We start from the raw sequence: 17964 nt of genomic DNA, 5'->3' as shown, positions 1-17964 counted from the left end.
CAAACTGCAGCAGCCCGCCGTGGCTGGGTATGAATCATCTCGAATGTTAATTTTAGTCGTTTTGTGCGCGTGTGCCGGACCGTTCAGGTGGCCGAGCAGGCAATAGAACATGTTTTACCGTGCAGGTTCGGTAGAATCCGAACTTTGTCCTCACGGTTAAGGAAGGCTAATGGCTCAGCCCTATAGTGCGCGCAGTCGCGCCATCGAACCTTTTCATGTCATGGCATTGCTGGCGCGAGCCAATGAGTTGCAGGCGGCCGGCAATGATGTGATCCATCTGGAAATCGGTGAGCCGGATTTCACCACGGCCGAGCCGATCATCCAGGCGGGACAGGCGGCGTTGGCCAACGGCAAGACCCGCTATACCGCGGCGCGTGGCTTGCCTGAGTTGCGTGAAGCAATCAGCGGCTTTTACCAGCAGCGCTACGGGCTGAGTGTCGACCCTGAGCGCATTCTGATCACTCCGGGTGGCTCTGGCGCGTTGCTGCTGGCGAGCAGTTTGCTGGTGGACCCGGGCAAGCACTGGCTGCTGGCTGACCCTGGCTACCCCTGCAACCGGCATTTCCTACGGCTGGTGGAAGGCGCGGCGCAATTGGTACCGGTAGGTCCGGAGGTGCGTTACCAATTGACCGCTGACCTGGTTGCCAGGTACTGGGATCACGACAGTGTCGGTGCACTGGTGGCGTCGCCTGCCAACCCCACCGGTACAATTCTGACGCGTGACGAGCTGGCTGGGCTTTCGAGTGCAATCAAGGCGCGTAACGGCCACTTGGTGGTCGACGAGATCTATCATGGCCTGACCTACGGCACTGATGCCGCCAGCGTGCTGGAAGTCGATGACGATGCCTTTGTACTGAATAGTTTTTCCAAGTATTTCGGCATGACCGGCTGGCGCCTGGGTTGGCTGGTCGCACCGCCCGCTGCAGTCGGGGAGCTGGAGAAACTGGCGCAAAATCTCTACATCAGTGCGCCAAGCATGGCCCAGTACGCTGCCTTGGCCTGTTTTACCCCACAGACCCTGAGCATTCTGGAAGAGCGTCGTGCCGAATTCGGTCGCCGTCGCGACTTTCTGCTGCCCGCTTTACGCGAGCTGGGGTTCGGTATTGCTGTAGAGCCTGAGGGCGCTTTCTACTTGTATGCCGATATCAGCGCGTTCGGCGGTGATGCCTTCGCGTTCTGTCGTCATTTCCTTGAGACCGAACATGTAGCCTTCACGCCTGGGCTTGATTTCGGCCGCTATCAGGCCGGTCATCATGTGCGTTTTGCCTACACGCAGAACATTGATCGGTTGCAAGAGGCGGTGGAGCGGATTGCCCGTGGTCTGCGGAGCTGGCAAGGCTGATGCGCTTTCATCCTCCTCTGGAACAAGGGCGGCTGATTCGCCGCTACAAGCGCTTTCTTACCGATATCGAAACCGTTAGCGGCGAGTTACTGACCATTCACTGCCCAAACACCGGTTCGATGCTCAATTGCATGGTGGAGGGCGGGCAGGTCTGGTTCAGCCGTTCCGATGATCCCAAGCGCAAGCTGCCAGGCACTTGGGAAATCGCCGAAACGCCTCAAGGCCGACTGGCATGCGTCAACACGGCGCGCGCCAACCCAGTGGTCGAAGAAGCGTTGCGCGCCGGGGTCGTCACTGAGCTCAACGGTTTTACCGCGTTGAAGCGAGAGGTGCCTTACGGCCAGGAAAAAAGCCGTATCGACTTTCGCCTGGAGTACCCGCAGGGCGCGGCTTATGTCGAGGTGAAAAGCGTCACGTTGGGTTTCGACGGCTCTGTGGTGGCAGCCTTTCCCGATGCAGTGACCCAGCGTGGCGCCAAGCATCTGCGTGAGTTGGCGCATTTGGCGCGCGACGGTGTGCGGGCGGTGCAGCTGTATTGCGTCAATCTCTCCGGGATCGAGGCGGTGCGTCCGGCGGTGGAAATTGATGCCGGTTATGCCGCTGCATTGCGTGAGGCCAAAGCCGCGGGCGTAGAGGTGTTGGCCTATGGTGTGCGCATCACGCCGGAGGAAATTTACATCGACCGTCGGTTGGATGTACTGCTGGACGACTAGAGTTCAACCCATAAGCCTTGTTCGTCTTCACGGCCGGGCAGGGGAGTGAGGCTTTGACCGGCACAGGGGCCGGCGATGCATTCGCCGCTCTCGATCAGAAACAGCGCGCCGTGGGTGGCGCACTGGATCAAGCTGGCGCTGGAGTCCAGGAACTGGTCGGGCTGCCACTCCAGTGGAATGCCGCGATGGGGGCAGCGGTTGATATAGAAGTAGGCAATGCTGTCTCGGCGCACGGCCAACAGTTTGTAACCATCGATCTCAAAGCCGCGGCTGCTGTTGGGTGCGATGGTGTCGGAGGAGCAGACAAACTTCATTTCAATCCTTAAGTGCCTTGACGTTCAAATGCAAACAATTATCAAATGCCCGCTTCGCCCGTCGGCTGACCGGGTGCTCCTTACGATGCCAGGCAGGTGCAATCTGTCACATCGATGAGCACTTGAGTGGCCCTGCCTTTGGAAGGAAACCCTGTTATGCGCCTGAGTACCAGTGCTATTGCGCTCGTTGCCTCACTGCTGGTCAACCATGGGGCGCAAGCCTCTGAACTGCCACAACGCTGGGTCAGTGCCGGTGGGGCGTTGTCGGAATGGGTGACGGCCTTGGGCGCTGAGTCGAAGCTGGTGGGGGTCGATACCACTAGCCAGCATCCTGAGTCGCTCAAGGCGCTACCGAGCATAGGTTATCAGCGGCAGTTGTCGGCTGAAGGCATCCTCAGCCTGCGTCCGCAAATCCTCGTTGGTACCGAGGAAATGGGGCCGCCGCCCGTGCTGGCGCAAATCCGTGGCGCCGGTGTGCAGGTGGAGATGTTCTCGGCCCAGCCGGATTTGCCCACCTTGAAAGGCAACCTGCAACACCTAGGCAAATTGCTTGGCAGCGAGGCCAAGGCCAACGAATTGTTTACTGGGTATGAACAGGCTCTTGAGCAGCAGAAGCGTTGGGTCGCCAAAGCGCAGGCCACGCAAAAGGCACCGGGTGTGCTGTTGTTGCTGGGCCACGCAGGCGGCAAGCCGCTGATTGCGGGTAAAGACACCGCCGCCGATTGGCTGTTACAGCAGGCGGGCGGCCACAACCTGGCAACCCATACTGGCTACAAGCCGTTTTCGGTCGAGTCGCTCGCGGGTCTGAGCCCTGACGTGCTGGTGTTTGCCGATCGTGCGTTGACCGGTGATGCGGCGCGTGCGGCCCTGTTCAAAGAGAACCCGATCCTGGCCTCCACTCCCGCGGCCAAGGCCGGACGGGTGTTTGAAGTGGACCCGACCCTGCTGGTCGGTGGCCTTGGGCCTCGTTTGCCGCATAGCCTGGCTGATCTGTCTGCCGGGTTCTATCCATCCCAGGCCAAGCCTGCCCCATGACCACATTGGTAAAGCCGAAGACGCTGTTTGTCGGGTTGTCGCTGTTGTGTGTATTGGCGATCTGGCTTTCGTTGGCGCTGGGGCCTGTCAGTCTGCCGTTGCTGGATACGCTCAGGGCCGCGTTGCGTCTGATGGGCGTGCCGATTGAGGCGCAGGGCCTCGAGCAGGCTGAGTTGATCCTGGGGCAAATCCGCCTGCCGCGCACGTTACTGGGCTTGGCGGTGGGCGGTGTGCTGGCGTTGTCGGGTGTGGCGATGCAGGGTTTGTTTCGCAACCCGTTGGCTGATCCCGGGTTGGTTGGGGTGTCTAGTGGCGCGGCATTGGGCGCGGCGATCGCGATTGTCGGTGGTGCGTTTTTTGGCGGGCTGCCGGAGGCTTTCGGGCCTTATTTATTGTCACTGTGTGCGTTTCTTGGTGGCTTGGGTGTTACCGCGCTGGTGTATCGATTGGGGCGTCGCAATGGCCAGACCAATGTCGCGACGATGTTGCTGGCCGGCATCGCGCTCACGGCGCTAGCGAGTTCTGCAGTGGGCCTGTTTACCTATTTGGCGGACGATGCCACGTTGCGCACACTCACCTTCTGGAATCTGGGCAGTCTCAATGGCGCCAGCTACTCGCGGCTATGGCCGTTGCTGCTGGTGAGTGCGGGTGTGGCGCTTTGGCTGCCGCGTCGGGCCAAGGCGTTGAATGCCCTGTTATTGGGGGAGTCCGAGGCCAATCACCTGGGGATCGATGTCGAAGGGCTCAAGCGCGAATTGGTGTTCTGCACGGCGTTGGGGGTGGGCGCTGCGGTGGCGGCGGCAGGGATGATCGGGTTTGTCGGGCTGGTGGTGCCGCATCTGGTGCGGCTGTTGGCGGGCCCGGATCATCGGGTGCTGTTGCCGGCGTCTGTGCTGGCAGGCGCAAGTCTGCTGCTGTTTGCCGACTTGGTGGCGCGCCTGGCTCTGGCGCCGGCGGAGCTGCCGATCGGCATTGTGACTGCGTTCATTGGCGCACCGTTCTTTCTATATCTGTTGTTGCGGGGGCGTGCCTGATGCTGCGTGTGGAAGGGCTGCAGATTCGGCGCGGTCGCAAGACTGTATTGACGGATATCACGCTGGACCTGTTGCCGGGCGAAGTGCTCGGTGTGTTGGGGCCTAATGGTGCTGGCAAGAGTACCTTGCTCGGTGCGTTGTGCGCAGAGCTGCATCCGGATCAGGGCGACGTCCGGCTGGATCAACAGGCGTTGGCGCACTGGAGCGGTTCGCAGCGTGCGCAGCGCCTGGCGGTGTTGCCGCAGACGTCGACCCTGGACTTCGCTTTCCGCGTCGAAGAGGTCGTCGGCATGGGTCGCTTGCCCCATCAAACAGGGCGGGTGCGTGATGATGAAATCATCATGGCTGCCTTGGCGGCGGCGGATGTCGGGCATTTGAGTGGTCGTAGTTATTTGGCTTTGTCCGGCGGCGAGCGCCAACGTGTGCACCTGGCGCGGGTGTTGGCGCAGCTATGGCCGGGCGAAGCAGGGCAGACCTTGCTGCTGGATGAGCCGACTTCGATGCTGGACCCACTGCATCAACACACGACGTTGCAGGCTATCCGTCGTTTTGCCGACCGAGGGGCGGCAGTCTTGGTGATTCTGCATGATCTGAATCTGGCGGCCCGCTATTGCGATCGTATTTTGTTACTGGAAAACGGCCGCCCACATGCCTTGGATACACCGTCGAATGTGTTGCAACCAGCGTTGCTCAAGGAAGTCTTTGGTCTGGATGTACTGGTTCAACCGCATCCCGAGCTCGGGCATCCGTTGATTATTGCGCGCTGAGAGCAGCTTTATTACAGGTAAAAAAAGACCCGGCAAGAGCCGGGTCAAATAACCGTGATTAGCCTGATGAGGAGATAATCTGAGAGTCCGAACCAAGGGTCTTTCAGTTATCGGCTGATCTCGCGACCAGTTGTGATAATCATAACGATTCTCATTTGAGAGTCAACGTTTGTTTTTACAACCTTTCGAGTTTTCTCAAACGAATGTTTGGAACGCCTGTAAACATTGGGTTTTGTAGCAAATCTAATTTTTCTGGCGCGCTGAAATCGCATCCAGCTGACGGTTCAATGCCTCTTTACGCTCCGTTGGAATGTCGTTCCAATGCACATCCATCAATGCCCCTTCAATCGCATACAACAGTACTTTTGATGCCCGGAAACCGCGGGTCCTCACGGCTCGGTAGGCATCAACCGCCCCCAGGCGGCGCAAGTCGGAAGCACTGTGGATGCCCACCGCATGCAGCCACTGCGCTGACGTCTTGCCAAGGTTTTTCAGGTGTTGCAGCTCATCGTTCATCAAGCCTCCTTGCGACGGCCGAATGGTGCGGTGGGTATCGTGACCAGGCAAGCCTGAAAAGGAGTGTAGCGCTCAGTAGGAAAAGCGTGGTTCTTTGGTCAGAAACGGCTGAAAAGCTATAAGAGTGACGCAGATATTTTAGCGACAAGCAGGCGAGGACTGCCCGGCGCATTTGAAGCCGGGCCGGAGCTTGGAGGGCGGTGCTACTTGGTGCGGTAGCGAAGGCGGGTGCCGAAGTTGACGGACATCAGGATCTCGTCAGCAGTCAACTCGGGTGGAAAGTAGGTGCCGGAAATCTGTGCATGGGCCAGGCTGGCACCTTCCAGTGAGCAGTCGCGCAAATCCAGGCCACGCAGGTCGGCGGAACGGAAATAGGCGTCGGTGAAGTCCACGCCCGTGGCATTCAGGTCGCGCAGGTCCAGCCCTCGGAAGTCGCCACCGCGCATGTCGATGGCGCCATCTTTAGGACGTTCCTGGTTGAAGCCGCGGATGTCGTCTTTATGTAGGAGGGCGTAGAGCGGAGTATCAAGAAGTTTGGGATGACTCATGATGGCGACTCCTGTTGGAATTATGACGCCATTATAGTGCTACTATTGCTTGGCCGTGCACCGTAGATCGGTGACACGACCAAGAAATATTTCTTACAGGCCGGGCAGGCGTTGGCGAATGTGCGCCACGAGTGCGTCGAGCGTTCCGCTTTCGTTAGTTTCTACACGCTTGCTCAAGAGCTGCTCTTCGGCAGTCAGCGGGTCGCGGTGGGCTTGCTGCTCTTCTATAACGGTAAGTGTCGCGTCAGACGGGTCGTTTTTATCTGCCTGACGTTGCGCCAACCAACTGGCGATAACGGCTTGCGGTGCATTGCAATCCAGGATCAGGAAGGGAGCGCCCGTGGCCTCGGCAATCTTGGCTGCTGCGTCACGTTGTTCGCGTTTCAGGAATGTGGCATCCAGCACAACTGGGAAGCCGGCGCGCAGAATGGTGCTGGCAATTTCGTTCAGGCGCGCGTAAGTCGCAGCACTGGCGTCGTGGCTATAAATGCCGGCCTGCGGCGTGTTCTCGACCTTTTGCTCACCAAACAGGCGCTTGCGTTCCACATCCGAGCGCAGGCGCACGGCACCCAGTGCTTCAACCAGGCGCATGGCGACGTGGCTTTTACCCACTGCCGAAACACCATGGGTAATCGCCAGGAAGCGCGACGGAATGGTGCTGTAGCTCTCCGCCAGGTTGGCGTAATTACGGTACTGACGCAGAGTGGTGGCACGTTGCACGGGGTCGGCTTCGCTCGGCATGCTGAACAGCGCAACCTTGGCGCGCACCAGTGCGCGGTAGGCTTTGTAGAAGTTCAGTACTTCAAGGCCCTGATAATCGCCAGTCAATTCCAGATATTGGCTGATGAAGCGTCGAGCCAGGGATTTGAGACCGCGGTCTTCCAGGTCCATGGCCAGGAAACCGGTGTCGGCGTACACGTCGGTGAAGCGGAACGGTTCGTTGAACTCGATGCAGTCGAAGATCACGACCTTGCCATTGATCAAGGTGGCATTACCCAAATGGATGTCACCGTGGCATTCGCGGGTGAAGCCATCGCGCTTGCGTTGTGCCAGCAGCGGCTTGAGGCGTTCAAAGCTGCTTTCGGCCCAGGCTTGCAGTGCCTCCAGTTGAATCAGGTCGGCCTTGTCGCTGAGGAACGGGCGGATCTGTTCGAAGTTCTGGCGTACTGGCGCCATAACCTCATCTGGGGTGCCGGCAGCATGGCTTTGAGGAACCTCCGGTGCGCTGAGGTGGAAGTGTGCGATTTGCTTGGCCATTTCATCGATGTGCGCGCTGGTCAGCTCGCCGTTCGCCTGCAAGGTGCTGAGCATCTGGCTTTGCGGGAACTGGCGCATTTTCAGCGCGTACTCGATCACCGGGCCTGCGCCGCCCAATTGCGGGGCTTCGGCAGTGCCGGTGATCGGCAACACTTCAAGATACAGATCTTCGGTCAGGCGCTGGTTGAGGCGCAGTTCTTCCTTACAGAAGTGGCCGCGATCGTCCAGATTTGTAAAGTTCAGAAAACCGAAGTTCATCGGTTTCTTCAGTTTGTAAGCATAAGGACCGGTCAGGATCACCCAGGAAATATGGGTCTCGATGACTTGAAACGCTTCAACCGGGTGAGGGTATAAAGCCGGGTTTTGCAGGGCTGCGATCAGGAACTGGCTCACGGGCGATCCTTCAAAGTCTGGGGGAAATCATGGCGGGCATTATGGCGGCTACGGCCGGTCGTGCAAACCGCTGTCCGGCTCATGTTGATCATCAATAAAGTGCGTATAATCCGCCGCCATGACTCGAACCCGATCTCCCCGTTCCCGTAAAAAACCTCCTTCCCGTGGCCTGCGTCCCTGGTTGGGCTGGGCGCTCAAGCTCAGTCTGGTAGGCCTTGTGGTACTTGCCGGCTTTGCGGTGTACCTCGACGCTGTGGTCCAGGAGAAATTCTCCGGCAAGCGCTGGACCATTCCGGCCAAGGTGTACGCACGCCCGTTGGAGTTGTTCACCGGCCAGAAGCTGAGCAAGGATGACTTCCTCACTGAGCTCGACGCGCTGGGCTATCGCCGCGAACCTGTGAGCAACGGCCCGGGGGCGGCAGCTGTCAGCGGTAACACCGTCGACCTGAATACCCGCGGCTTCCAGTTCTATGAGGGCCTGGAAAAAGCCCAGCCTGTCCGCGTGCGCTTCTCCGGCGACTATGTCGCCGAGCTTTCGTCGCTCAATGGCTCGAAGTTGCCAGTGGTTCGCCTGGAACCACTCCTGATCGGCGGTATTTACCCGAAAAATCTTGAGGATCGCATCCTGATCAAGCTCGATCAGGTGCCGCCTTACCTGCTGGAAACCCTGGTTGCCGTAGAAGACCGTGATTTCTACAGCCACTGGGGCGTGTCGCCGAAGTCGATCGCCCGGGCCATCTGGGTCAACACGTCTGGCGGCAAGATGACTCAGGGTGGCAGTACGCTCACGCAACAATTGGTCAAGAACTTCTACCTGACCAACGAGCGCAGCCTGACCCGCAAGCTCACCGAAGCCATGATGGCGATGTTGCTGGAACTGCATTACAGCAAGCAGGAAATTCTTGAGGCCTACCTGAACGAGGTATTCGTCGGTCAGGATGGGCAGCGTGCGGTGCACGGGTTTGGCCTGGCCAGTCAGTTCTTCTTTGGCCAACCGTTGTCTGAGTTGAAACTGCATCAAGTCGCGTTGCTGGTGGGGATGGTCAAAGGGCCGTCCTATTACAACCCGCGTCGCAACCCGGAGCGCGCCCTTGAACGCCGTAATCTGGTGCTCGATGTGTTGGAGCAACAGGGTGTCGCCACTGCCGAACAAGTGGCCGCAGCGAAAAAAATGCCACTGGGCGTAACCACCCGCGGCAAGCTGGCCGACAGCTCTTTCCCGGGCTTTATCGACCTGGTCAAGCGCCAACTGCGTGAAGACTATCGCGACGAAGACTTGACCGAAGAAGGCTTGCGGATCTTCACCAGTTTCGACCCGATTCTGCAGATGAAGGCTGAAGCGTCCGTCAACGACACCTTCAAGCGTCTGACGGGCCGCAAGGGCTCTGATGAAGTGGAAGCCGCCATGGTCGTGACCAACCCGGAAACGGGTGAAGTCCAAGCCATGATCGGCAGCCGCCAAGCCAGTTTTGCCGGTTTCAACCGTGCGCTGGACGCTGTGCGGCCGATTGGCTCGCTGGTCAAGCCTGCGGTTTACCTGACAGCATTGGAGAAACCGAGCAAATACACCCTGACCAGTTGGCTGTCGGATGACCCGCTGTCGGTCAAAGGTGCTGATGGCCAAGTGTGGACCCCGCAGAACTTCGACCGTCGCTCCCACGGTACGGTGTTCCTGTATCAGGGGTTGGCGCACTCCTACAACATTTCCACCTCGCGCCTTGGGCTTGAGGTGGGCGTGCTGAACGTGCTGAAAACCCTGGGGCGCCTGGGCATCAGTCGTGAGTTCCCGGCGTTCCCTTCGATGCTGCTGGGTGCCGGTGCGATGACCCCGATGGAAGTGGCCACGATGTACCAGACGCTAGCCAACGGTGGTTTCAATACGCCGATGCGCGGCATTCGCAGTGTGCTGACCGCCGAGGGTGAGCCGCTCAAACGCTATCCGTTTCAGATTCAGCAACGCTTCGATGCGGGCTCCATCTACCTGATCCAGAACGCCATGCAGCGCGTGATGCGTGAAGGTACCGGGCGCTCGGTCTACAGCGTATTGCCGTCCAACCTGACGCTGGCGGGCAAGACCGGTACTAGTAACGACTCGCGTGACAGCTGGTTCGCCGGGTTCGGCCAGGATGTGCTGGCGGTGGTGTGGCTGGGTCGCGATGACAACGGCAAGACGCCGTTCACCGGTGCCACCGGTGCATTGCAGGTCTGGACCAGCTTCATGCGTAAGGCCGACCCACTGCCGCTGAACATGCCGCAGCCAGACAACATCGTGCAGGCGTGGATTAATCCGCATACCGGCCAAGGTTCCGATGCCAACTGTCCGGGCGCGGTACAGATGCCGTATATTCGCGGCAGCGAGCCACCACCCGGCGCCGCGTGCGGTGGCAGTGCCCCGGCTGATGCGGAATCGGTGATGGATTGGGTCAAGGGCTGGATGAATTAAGCAAAGAGGGTTTCAAGTGAACAAGTGGTGGATTCCAGCTATTACAGCTCTGGCTTTGCTCAACGGTTGCTCCAGTGTGCAGCGCGGTTCGATTCCCGTGGTGGATTCGAGCACGACTGTTTCCAGCAACGACCGGATTTCGGCCACTGGCGGCTTCCGTCAGACCGTGACTAACCGTCCTGCACAAGCCAAGCCTCAAGCCATGCCGCAGGATTCGGGTGTGGTGGTTATGGTGCCGGGCGCGGGTGCTGCTACGTCGGCACCGATCAGCGCCGAGCCGTGGAGACCTGGGCCGAGCACTTCGGGTCCAATTGATTCCACACCGATCCAGGCAGCACCGATCAACCAGGGCACTTACAACATGCCGCCGTCGACCCCGAGCGGGATTCCGTCGACTTCGAATGCTGGCGGCCTGTCGGCTGACGAGCAACTGGACGGTCCGGTCCTGGCTTTACTAACCACCGCCCAGCAACAGCAGGCCGGTGGCGACTTGAACGGTGCATCGTCGAGCCTTGAACGTGCACAGCGTGTCGCACCTCGTGAGCCGCAAGTGCTGTATCGACTCGCTCAAGTGCGCATGGCACAGGGTGATGCACCGCAAGCCGAGCAGTTCGCCCGCCGTGGCCTGACCTTGGCCAATGGTCGGCCCGACTTGCAGGCGAACCTGTGGGCCTTGATTGGTGATGCGCGTGCCGCTCAGGGTGATGCCGCCGGCGCTGCCCAGGCACGGCAGAAAGCCAAGGTCAGCCTCTGATGGATGTGCGTTTCCCCGCGATTGCCGAACAGTTATTGCTGATTGAGCGCGAGCTGCGTGTGCAGGGCTGGTGGGACGAGGTGTCCCCCGGCGTCGAGGCGCTCAGCAGTGTCGAGCCCTTTTCGGTCGATACCCTGGACTTTCACCAGTGGCTGCAATGGATCTTCCTGGCGCGCATGAAGCAGATCCTCGAACAGGACCTGCCGTTGCCGAATGCGTCGGGGATCCTGGAAATGGCGGAAATGGTGTATGCCGACCGTCCGCGAGAGAGCCTTGGCTTGCGTAACGCGCTGAAAAAGTTCGACCAATTGATCGTCGACGCTCGTTAATTGCCTGACTGCCGGGTTTTCCGGCAGTCTTGCGCACATTTCTACCGCGTGACGACATTCAGGCGAGTTTTATCCCTCCTCAAACCCCTTTCTTCTACGTTCTCGTGCGCTTAGTTGGAAAAAAGCGCAATTATTACTTGACTTGAAGAGGCTGAAACAGAAGAATCCAAAGTCCGCTGTATCGGGACTGCCAGAAGCAGGCCCGCTCGGCAGATCATGAGGCGCATATCCGCGCCGACCTGTAACACCCGCAACGCGTTACCTCGCGCTGGGTGGGAAAAGCCCGCAACACTTGGGACGATCCCAATACTTGCTCAGTCAGTGCTGACGTAGTCGGCGACCACCGTCGCTCATGCTCTGTTGAGAAGTAAACCTATTAAGACCCGTCGGTTTTCAACGGACGGTATTCTGGCGTTTTAGAGGTGAACAACGTGGAGCTTTTATCTGGTGGTGAGATGCTCGTCCGCTTTTTGCGTGACGAAGGCGTCGACTATATCTACGGGTACCCAGGTGGTGCTCTGCTGCATGTCTACGACGCGCTGTTCAAGGAACCGGCTGTTAATCACATCCTGGTTCGCCACGAACAGGCCGCGACCCATATGGCTGACGGTTATGCCCGTGCCACCGGTAAAGCCGGTGTGGTACTGGTAACGTCCGGCCCAGGCGCAACCAATGCCATTACTGGCATCGCGACTGCGTATATGGACTCCATCCCGATGGTGATCATTTCCGGCCAGGTGCCAAGCACCATGGTGGGCACCGACGCATTCCAGGAAACCGACATGATCGGTATCTCCCGGCCGATCGTGAAACACAGCTTCATGATCAAGCATGCGTCGGAAATCCCGGAAGTCATGAAAAAGGCGTTCTACCTTGCACAGTCCGGTCGCCCGGGTCCTGTGGTGGTTGATATCCCGAAAGACATGACCAACCCGGCGGAAAAATTCGAATACGTCTTCCCGAAGAAAGCCAAGCTGCGTTCCTACAGCCCGGCCGTTCGTGGGCACTCGGGGCAAATCCGCAAGGCGGCAGAAATGCTCCTGGCGGCCAAGCGCCCTGTGCTGTACTCGGGCGGTGGCGTGATTCTGGGCGGCGGTTCCGCACCGTTGACCGAACTGGCCAAGTTGCTCAACCTGCCGGTGACCAACACCCTGATGGGCCTTGGCGCATTCCCGGGCACCGACCGTCAGTTCGTCGGCATGCTGGGTATGCACGGCAGCTACACCGCCAACCTGGCCATGCACCACGCCGACGTGATCCTGGCAGTCGGTGCACGTTTCGATGACCGCGTGATCAACGGCCCGAGCAAGTTCTGCCCGAATGCCAAGATCATCCACATCGACATCGACCCGGCGTCCATCTCCAAGACCATCAAGGCCGATGTGCCGATCGTAGGTCCTGTGGAAAGCGTGCTGACCGAAATGGTTGCTGCGCTGAAGGACATCGGCGAAACGCCGAACAAGGAATCCGTTGCCAGCTGGTGGAAGCAGATCGACGAATGGCGCGGTGACCGTGGCCTGTTCCCTTATGACAAGGGCGACGGCAGCGTCATCAAGCCACAAACCGTGATCGAAACCCTGTGCGAAGTGACCAAGGGCGACGCCTTTGTAACCTCCGACGTGGGCCAGCACCAGATGTTCGCCGCGCAGTACTACAAGTTCGACAAGCCAAACCGCTGGATCAACTCCGGTGGCCTGGGCACGATGGGCTTTGGTTTCCCGGCGGCCATGGGTGTGAAGCTGAGCTTCCCGGACACCGACGTTGCATGCGTGACCGGTGAAGGCAGCATCCAGATGAACATCCAGGAATTGTCGACCTGCTTGCAGTACGGCCTTCCGGTGAAGATCGTCTGCCTGAACAACGGCGTACTGGGCATGGTTCGTCAGTGGCAGGACATGAGCTACAACAGCCGTCACTCCCATTCCTACATGGAATCGCTGCCGGATTTCGTAAAATTGGTTGAAGCCTATGGCCACGTCGGCATTCGTATCACCGATTTGAAAGATCTGAAGCCGAAAATGGAAGAAGCGTTCGCCATGAAGGATCGCCTGGTGTTCATCGATATTCAGGTGGATACCAGCGAGCACGTCTACCCGATGCAAATCAAAGACGGCTCTATGCGTGACATGTGGCTGAACAAGACGGAGCGTACTTAATCATGCGGCACATTATCTCCCTGCTTCTGGAGAACGAACCCGGCGCTCTGTCTCGTGTTGTCGGCCTGTTTTCGCAACGCAACTACAACATCGAAAGCCTGACCGTGGCTCCGACCGAAGACCCGACCCTGTCGCGCCTGACGTTGACCACTGTGGGTCACGATGAGGTGATCGAGCAGATCACCAAGAACCTCAACAAGCTGATCGAAGTGGTCAAGCTGGTCGACCTGTCGGAAAGTGCCCACATCGAGCGTGAGCTGATGCTGGTTAAGGTCAAGGCCACGGGTGCCCAACGTGCCGAGATCAAACGGACCACCGACATTTATCGTGGGCAGATCGTCGATGTGAGCGCCAGCGTTTATACCGTTCAACTGACCGGTACGAGCGACAAGCTGGACAGCTTCATCCAGTCGATCGGGACGGCCTCGATTCTGGAAACGGTACGCAGTGGTGTCACCGGGATTGCCCGTGGCGACAAAGTACTCAGCATCTAACCCAAATTAGCGAATGGCCTTACGGCCTGGATATATAGAGGAACCTCATGAAAGTTTATTACGATAAAGATTGTGACCTGTCGATCATCCAGGGCAAGAAAGTCGCCATCATCGGCTACGGCTCCCAGGGGCACGCACAAGCTTGCAACCTGAAAGATTCCGGCGTTGACGTGACTGTCGGCCTGCGTAAAGGTTCGGCCACTGTTGCCAAGGCTGAAGCCCACGGCCTGAAAGTGACTGACGTTGCTTCCGCTGTTGCGGCTGCCGACCTGGTCATGATCCTGACCCCGGACGAGTTCCAGTCCTCGCTGTACAAGAACGAAATCGAGCCGAACATCAAGAAGGGCGCCACCCTGGCCTTCTCCCACGGCTTCGCGATCCACTACAACCAGGTTGTGCCGCGCGCTGACCTCGACGTGATCATGATCGCGCCGAAAGCACCGGGCCACACCGTGCGTTCCGAGTTCGTCAAAGGCGGTGGTATCCCTGACCTGATCGCGATCTACCAGGACGCCTCGGGCAACGCCAAGAACGTCGCCTTGTCCTACGCTGCTGGCGTGGGTGGCGGTCGTACCGGCATCATCGAAACCACCTTCAAGGACGAGACCGAAACCGACCTGTTCGGCGAACAAGCCGTTCTGTGCGGCGGTACCGTTGAGCTGGTGAAAGCCGGTTTCGAGACACTGGTTGAAGCTGGCTACGCGCCGGAAATGGCCTATTTCGAATGCCTGCACGAACTGAAACTGATCGTTGACCTCATGTACGAAGGCGGTATCGCCAACATGAACTACTCGATCTCTAACAACGCCGAATATGGCGAGTACGTGACTGGTCCGGAAGTGATCAACGCCGAGTCCCGTCAGGCCATGCGCAATGCCCTGAAACGTATTCAGGATGGTGAGTACGCCAAAATGTTCATCAGCGAAGGTGCAACCGGCTACCCTTCGATGACCGCCAAGCGTCGTAACAACGCTGCTCACGGTATCGAAGTCATCGGCGAGCAACTGCGCTCCATGATGCCGTGGATCGGTGCCAACAAGATCGTCGACAAAGCCAAGAACTAAGTCGTACGTCTCAAGAGAAAACGCGGCCTAGGCCGCGTTTTTTCGTTTGGAAGGGCGGGTTCTGGTATAAAGCTGCATCGTTTGCGGGCGAACACGCGCCGCAAGTAGTTGTCGAATTTTTTCACACCGTTGCAAGGTAAAGTCCATGAGCGAACGTCCCGAAGAGCCAAACCAGGCCTCTGACGCCGAAAGCCTGCTGCCGATCGATGAGCATGTCGAAGAAGGGCATGACGCGGAAGGCCGCAAGGTCCGGCATCGTGGCATCTATCTTCTGCCCAACCTGTTCACCACGGCGAACCTGTTTGCCGGGTTCTATTCCATCATCAACTCCATGAGCGCCCAAAGTGCCCTGGCTGCGGGTGATGCTGCGAGTGCGAGCAAGTACTTCGGTTTTGCCGCCATCGCGATTTTCGTGGCCATGGTGCTCGACGGCCTGGATGGCCGTGTGGCGCGCATGACCAATACCCAGAGCGCGTTTGGTGCCGAGTACGACTCGCTGTCGGACATGGTGGCCTTCGGTGTTGCGCCAGCGCTGCTGGCGTTTGCATGGGCGTTGGGTGATATGGGCAAGGTCGGCTGGATGGTTGCCTTTATCTATGTAGCCGGTGCAGCCTTGCGTCTTGCCCGCTTCAACACCCAGGTGGGGACTGCCGACAAGCGTTACTTTATTGGTCTCGCTAGTCCTGCTGCTGCGGGAGTGGTGGCAGGTATCGTATGGGCATTCAGTGACTACGGTATCCAGGGTTCGAAGATGTCGTTCCTGGTGGCCTTGATGGTGGCGGCGGCCGGCATGTTGATGGTCAGCAATATCAAGTACAACAGCTTCAAGGAGTTCGACCTCAAGGGGCGCGTGCCTTTCGTGGCGATCCTGGTGGTGGTGTTGGTGTTCGCTGTAGTGTTCAGCGATCCGCCACGTATCCTGCTGCTAGCCTTCCTGGTTTACGCCGCTTCTGGGCCGATTCAGTACTTGCTGCATCTGCGCCGGGACAAAACATTGTCTTAATGTAATTTCCCCCATACTCCGCAGTCTATTGGTGCATCAGTTCTCCAATGCTGCGGAGTTGCCATGCTAATCAAATTGTCCAAAGCGTCCGATTGTCACGAATCGGATATCACGCCTGAATCCTTCTACCTTTCTCGCCGTCGCTTGCTCGGTGGTGCGCTAGCCGGTATCGCTGCCAGCAGCTTGCCGCGCTGGGCCAGTGCCGATGATGCTTCGCGTTATGCCGATGTTGAGTCTGGCAAGGCGCCGACCTGGTTTACGGAGAAGCTGCCAGGCACCAAATGGCAGGCGGTTACGGTAAAGGACGAGGCTATTACGCCTTTCAAGGACGCTACTCACTACAACAATTTCTATGAGTTCGGTACCGACAAGGGCGACCCGGCAGCGAATGCGGGCTCACTCAAGACCGAGCCCTGGAGTGTGGTGATTGATGGTGAGGTGGCGAAACCAGGGCGCTATGCCTTGGAGGACTTCATGAAGCCTTATCAATTGGAAGAGCGGATCTACCGTTTGCGTTGTGTCGAAGCATGGTCGATGGTTATTCCGTGGATCGGCTTTCCGATCGCCGCCTTGCTCAAGCAGGTTGAGCCGACCTCAAAAGCCAAGTACATCCGTTTTGAAACGCTTCAGGACCCTAAGAGCATGCCGGGTCAACGTTCGAGTTTTGGTTTGATCGATTGGCCCTATATAGAGGGGCTTCGCCTGGATGAGGCGATGAATCCTTTGGCGATCCTTGCTGTTGGTATGTATGGGCGGGAGTTGCCTAACCAGAATGGTGCGCCGTTGCGCTTGGTGGTACCGTGGAAGTATGGTTTCAAGAGTGTGAAGTCCATTGTGCGGATCAGTCTGGTGGCCGAGCAGCCTAAGACGACTTGGCAGAGTATTGCCGCCAACGAATACGGGTTCTACGCAAACGTTAACCCCACAGTCGATCATCCTCGTTGGACTCAGGCGCGGGAGCGGCGCTTGCCGAGCGGCTTGTTCAGTCCGAATGTGCGTGAGACGCAGATGTTCAACGGCTATTCGGATGAGGTCGCGTCTCTTTATACAGGTCTCGATCTGCGGAAGAACTACTGATGCGTTATCCGGCCTGGCGCATTGGCGTCTTCATAGTGGCGGCAATATGGCCGTTCTTTTGGCTGTATGAAGCGTGGAGTTCTGTGCTCGGGCCCGATCCAGGGAAAGTACTGATGGATCGGCTGGGGCTTGGGACGTTGATCCTGCTGCTGATCACCTTGGGCATGACGCCGATGCAGAAGCTCAGCGGTTGGGCGGGGTGGATAGCTGTCCGCCGACAACTGGGGCTCTGGTGTTTTGCGTATGTAGTTTTGCACTTGGCAGCTTATTGCGTGTTTATCCTTGGGCTTGATTGGTCGCAATTCGGGGTGGAGCTGCGTAAGCGGCCCTACATTATTGTAGGGGCTCTGGGGTTTCTTTCCTTATTGGTGCTGGCGGTGACGTCTAATCGCTATAGTCAGCGCCGGTTGGGCAGCCGTTGGAAGAAGCTGCATCGCCTGGTGTATGTGATTCTTGGGCTCGGTTTGCTGCATATGCTGTGGATCGTGCGAGCTGACCTGAAGGAGTGGGCGATCTATGCTTCTATAGGTGCCTTGCTTCTGTTGTTGCGATTACCTCCAGTGATGCGTCGGATTCCTCGCCTTATTGCGAAAAAAGCACCTTCTGCAACAAAAGCGTAATTAAAGGTTGACGGCAGATTCTAGAGGCCTATAATTCGCCCCACTTCCGGCGCAGTCGAAACGGAAAACTCCTTTTTAAACAATGAGTTATGATGTTTTCGGCAG

At 58.3% G+C, this 17964-nt stretch carries 18 protein-coding genes; 14 read left to right on the top strand and 4 right to left on the bottom strand.

Annotated elements, in window-relative coordinates:
- Positions 1-169: 169 nt before the first annotated feature.
- Together AC07V4_RS21315 and sfsA are read left to right on the top strand one after the other, a co-directional pair.
- On the top strand, positions 170-1342 hold the full coding sequence (locus tag AC07V4_RS21315; protein ID WP_492638123.1) for a pyridoxal phosphate-dependent aminotransferase: 1173 nt from the start codon (positions 170-172) through the stop codon (positions 1340-1342).
- Positions 1342-2055: a DNA/RNA nuclease SfsA gene (gene sfsA, locus AC07V4_RS21310; RefSeq protein WP_492638122.1), complete on the top strand. Its 714-nt coding sequence runs from the start codon at positions 1342-1344 to the stop codon at positions 2053-2055. Before AC07V4_RS21315 ends, sfsA begins: the two co-directional genes overlap by 1 nt.
- On the opposite strand, the gene AC07V4_RS21305 is transcribed toward sfsA, so the two are convergent.
- Positions 2052-2369: a Rieske (2Fe-2S) protein gene (locus tag AC07V4_RS21305; RefSeq protein WP_492638121.1), complete on the bottom strand. Its 318-nt coding sequence runs from the start codon at positions 2367-2369 to the stop codon at positions 2052-2054. The two genes, sfsA and AC07V4_RS21305, sit on opposite strands and share 4 nt — an antisense overlap.
- Before the next feature lie 156 nt (positions 2370-2525).
- Here AC07V4_RS21305 and AC07V4_RS21300 point away from each other — a divergent pair, with 156 nt between their 5' ends.
- From AC07V4_RS21300 to AC07V4_RS21290, 3 genes are read left to right on the top strand one after another with little or no spacing between them, the layout of a single operon-like run.
- A complete protein-coding gene (locus AC07V4_RS21300; protein ID WP_492638120.1) occupies positions 2526-3404 on the top strand; it encodes a heme/hemin ABC transporter substrate-binding protein in 879 nt (292 codons plus the stop codon).
- A complete protein-coding gene (locus tag AC07V4_RS21295) occupies positions 3401-4438 on the top strand; it encodes a FecCD family ABC transporter permease (RefSeq protein ID WP_431752296.1) in 1038 nt (345 codons plus the stop codon). Before AC07V4_RS21300 ends, AC07V4_RS21295 begins: the two co-directional genes overlap by 4 nt.
- A gap of 8 nt (positions 4439-4446) precedes the next feature.
- Positions 4447-5205, top strand: coding sequence for a heme ABC transporter ATP-binding protein (locus tag AC07V4_RS21290; protein ID WP_492638201.1), 759 nt, complete (start codon positions 4447-4449; stop codon positions 5203-5205).
- Positions 5206-5448: 243 nt separating this feature from the next.
- On the opposite strand, the gene AC07V4_RS21285 is transcribed toward AC07V4_RS21290, so the two are convergent.
- The 3 genes from AC07V4_RS21285 to AC07V4_RS21275 form a co-directional block, all read right to left on the bottom strand.
- A complete protein-coding gene (locus tag AC07V4_RS21285; RefSeq protein WP_016973739.1) occupies positions 5449-5721 on the bottom strand; it encodes a TfoX/Sxy family protein in 273 nt (90 codons plus the stop codon).
- 203 nt (positions 5722-5924) lie between these two features.
- Positions 5925-6269 carry a pentapeptide repeat-containing protein gene (locus AC07V4_RS21280; protein ID WP_492638119.1) on the bottom strand — a complete coding sequence of 115 codons (345 nt, stop codon included), beginning with the start codon at positions 6267-6269 and terminating at the stop codon, positions 5925-5927.
- 93 nt (positions 6270-6362) lie between these two features.
- Positions 6363-7919 carry a bifunctional aminoglycoside phosphotransferase/ATP-binding protein gene (locus AC07V4_RS21275; protein WP_492638118.1) on the bottom strand — a complete coding sequence of 519 codons (1557 nt, stop codon included), beginning with the start codon at positions 7917-7919 and terminating at the stop codon, positions 6363-6365.
- A 118-nt stretch (positions 7920-8037) separates the two neighbouring features.
- On the opposite strand from AC07V4_RS21275, the gene mrcB reads away from it, so the two are divergent.
- From mrcB to msrQ, 9 genes are all read left to right on the top strand, one after another.
- Positions 8038-10362: a penicillin-binding protein 1B gene (gene mrcB, locus AC07V4_RS21270; RefSeq protein WP_492638117.1), complete on the top strand. Its 2325-nt coding sequence runs from the start codon at positions 8038-8040 to the stop codon at positions 10360-10362.
- A gap of 16 nt (positions 10363-10378) precedes the next feature.
- Positions 10379-11116 (top strand): tetratricopeptide repeat protein, encoded by a 738-nt coding sequence (locus AC07V4_RS21265; RefSeq protein ID WP_492638116.1) that lies wholly within the window; start codon positions 10379-10381, stop codon positions 11114-11116.
- Entirely contained in the window at positions 11116-11445 is a 330-nt protein-coding gene (locus AC07V4_RS21260) for a YqcC family protein (protein WP_124527732.1), read from the top strand. Before AC07V4_RS21265 ends, AC07V4_RS21260 begins: the two co-directional genes overlap by 1 nt.
- 431 nt (positions 11446-11876) lie before the next feature.
- Complete coding sequence (locus tag AC07V4_RS21255) at positions 11877-13601, top strand: acetolactate synthase 3 large subunit (protein WP_492638115.1); 1725 nt, start codon at positions 11877-11879, stop codon at positions 13599-13601.
- Between the two features lie 2 nt (positions 13602-13603).
- Positions 13604-14095, top strand: a complete 492-nt coding sequence (gene ilvN, locus AC07V4_RS21250) for an acetolactate synthase small subunit (protein ID WP_003176102.1) — start codon at positions 13604-13606, stop codon at positions 14093-14095.
- A gap of 47 nt (positions 14096-14142) precedes the next feature.
- The gene (gene ilvC, locus AC07V4_RS21245; RefSeq protein ID WP_003194132.1) at positions 14143-15159 is read left to right on the top strand and encodes a ketol-acid reductoisomerase; all 1017 of its coding nucleotides are present in this window, start codon (positions 14143-14145) and stop codon (positions 15157-15159) included.
- 145 nt (positions 15160-15304) lie between these two features.
- Positions 15305-16162: a CDP-diacylglycerol--serine O-phosphatidyltransferase gene (pssA, locus tag AC07V4_RS21240; protein ID WP_431752851.1), complete on the top strand. Its 858-nt coding sequence runs from the start codon at positions 15305-15307 to the stop codon at positions 16160-16162.
- 63 nt (positions 16163-16225) lie between these two features.
- Positions 16226-17239, top strand: coding sequence for a protein-methionine-sulfoxide reductase catalytic subunit MsrP (msrP, locus tag AC07V4_RS21235; RefSeq protein WP_492638114.1), 1014 nt, complete (start codon positions 16226-16228; stop codon positions 17237-17239).
- Positions 17239-17859 carry a protein-methionine-sulfoxide reductase heme-binding subunit MsrQ gene (msrQ, locus tag AC07V4_RS21230; RefSeq protein WP_492638113.1) on the top strand — a complete coding sequence of 207 codons (621 nt, stop codon included), beginning with the start codon at positions 17239-17241 and terminating at the stop codon, positions 17857-17859. Before msrP ends, msrQ begins: the two co-directional genes overlap by 1 nt.
- Positions 17860-17964: the final 105 nt, after the last annotated feature.

This window comes from Pseudomonas sp. GW821-FHT03A09, assembly GCF_059421065.1.
Note: the sequence above shows the minus strand (reverse complement) of the source record. Positions and strands in the feature narration are given on the sequence as shown.

Coding starts and splice junctions, on each gene's coding strand:
- AC07V4_RS21280 (WP_492638119.1), bottom strand. CDS start 6,269: ATGAGTCATCCCAAACTTCTTGATACTCCGCTCTACGCCCTCCTACAT.
- ilvN (WP_003176102.1), top strand. CDS start 13,604: ATGCGGCACATTATCTCCCTGCTTCTGGAGAACGAACCCGGCGCTCTG.
- mrcB (WP_492638117.1), top strand. CDS start 8,038: ATGACTCGAACCCGATCTCCCCGTTCCCGTAAAAAACCTCCTTCCCGT.
- AC07V4_RS21285 (WP_016973739.1), bottom strand. CDS start 5,721: ATGAACGATGAGCTGCAACACCTGAAAAACCTTGGCAAGACGTCAGCG.
- pssA (WP_431752851.1), top strand. CDS start 15,305: ATGAGCGAACGTCCCGAAGAGCCAAACCAGGCCTCTGACGCCGAAAGC.
- msrP (WP_492638114.1), top strand. CDS start 16,226: ATGCTAATCAAATTGTCCAAAGCGTCCGATTGTCACGAATCGGATATC.
- AC07V4_RS21300 (WP_492638120.1), top strand. CDS start 2,526: ATGCGCCTGAGTACCAGTGCTATTGCGCTCGTTGCCTCACTGCTGGTC.
- AC07V4_RS21315 (WP_492638123.1), top strand. CDS start 170: ATGGCTCAGCCCTATAGTGCGCGCAGTCGCGCCATCGAACCTTTTCAT.
- ilvC (WP_003194132.1), top strand. CDS start 14,143: ATGAAAGTTTATTACGATAAAGATTGTGACCTGTCGATCATCCAGGGC.
- AC07V4_RS21295 (WP_431752296.1), top strand. CDS start 3,401: ATGACCACATTGGTAAAGCCGAAGACGCTGTTTGTCGGGTTGTCGCTG.
- sfsA (WP_492638122.1), top strand. CDS start 1,342: ATGCGCTTTCATCCTCCTCTGGAACAAGGGCGGCTGATTCGCCGCTAC.
- AC07V4_RS21260 (WP_124527732.1), top strand. CDS start 11,116: ATGGATGTGCGTTTCCCCGCGATTGCCGAACAGTTATTGCTGATTGAG.
- AC07V4_RS21305 (WP_492638121.1), bottom strand. CDS start 2,369: ATGAAGTTTGTCTGCTCCTCCGACACCATCGCACCCAACAGCAGCCGC.
- msrQ (WP_492638113.1), top strand. CDS start 17,239: ATGCGTTATCCGGCCTGGCGCATTGGCGTCTTCATAGTGGCGGCAATA.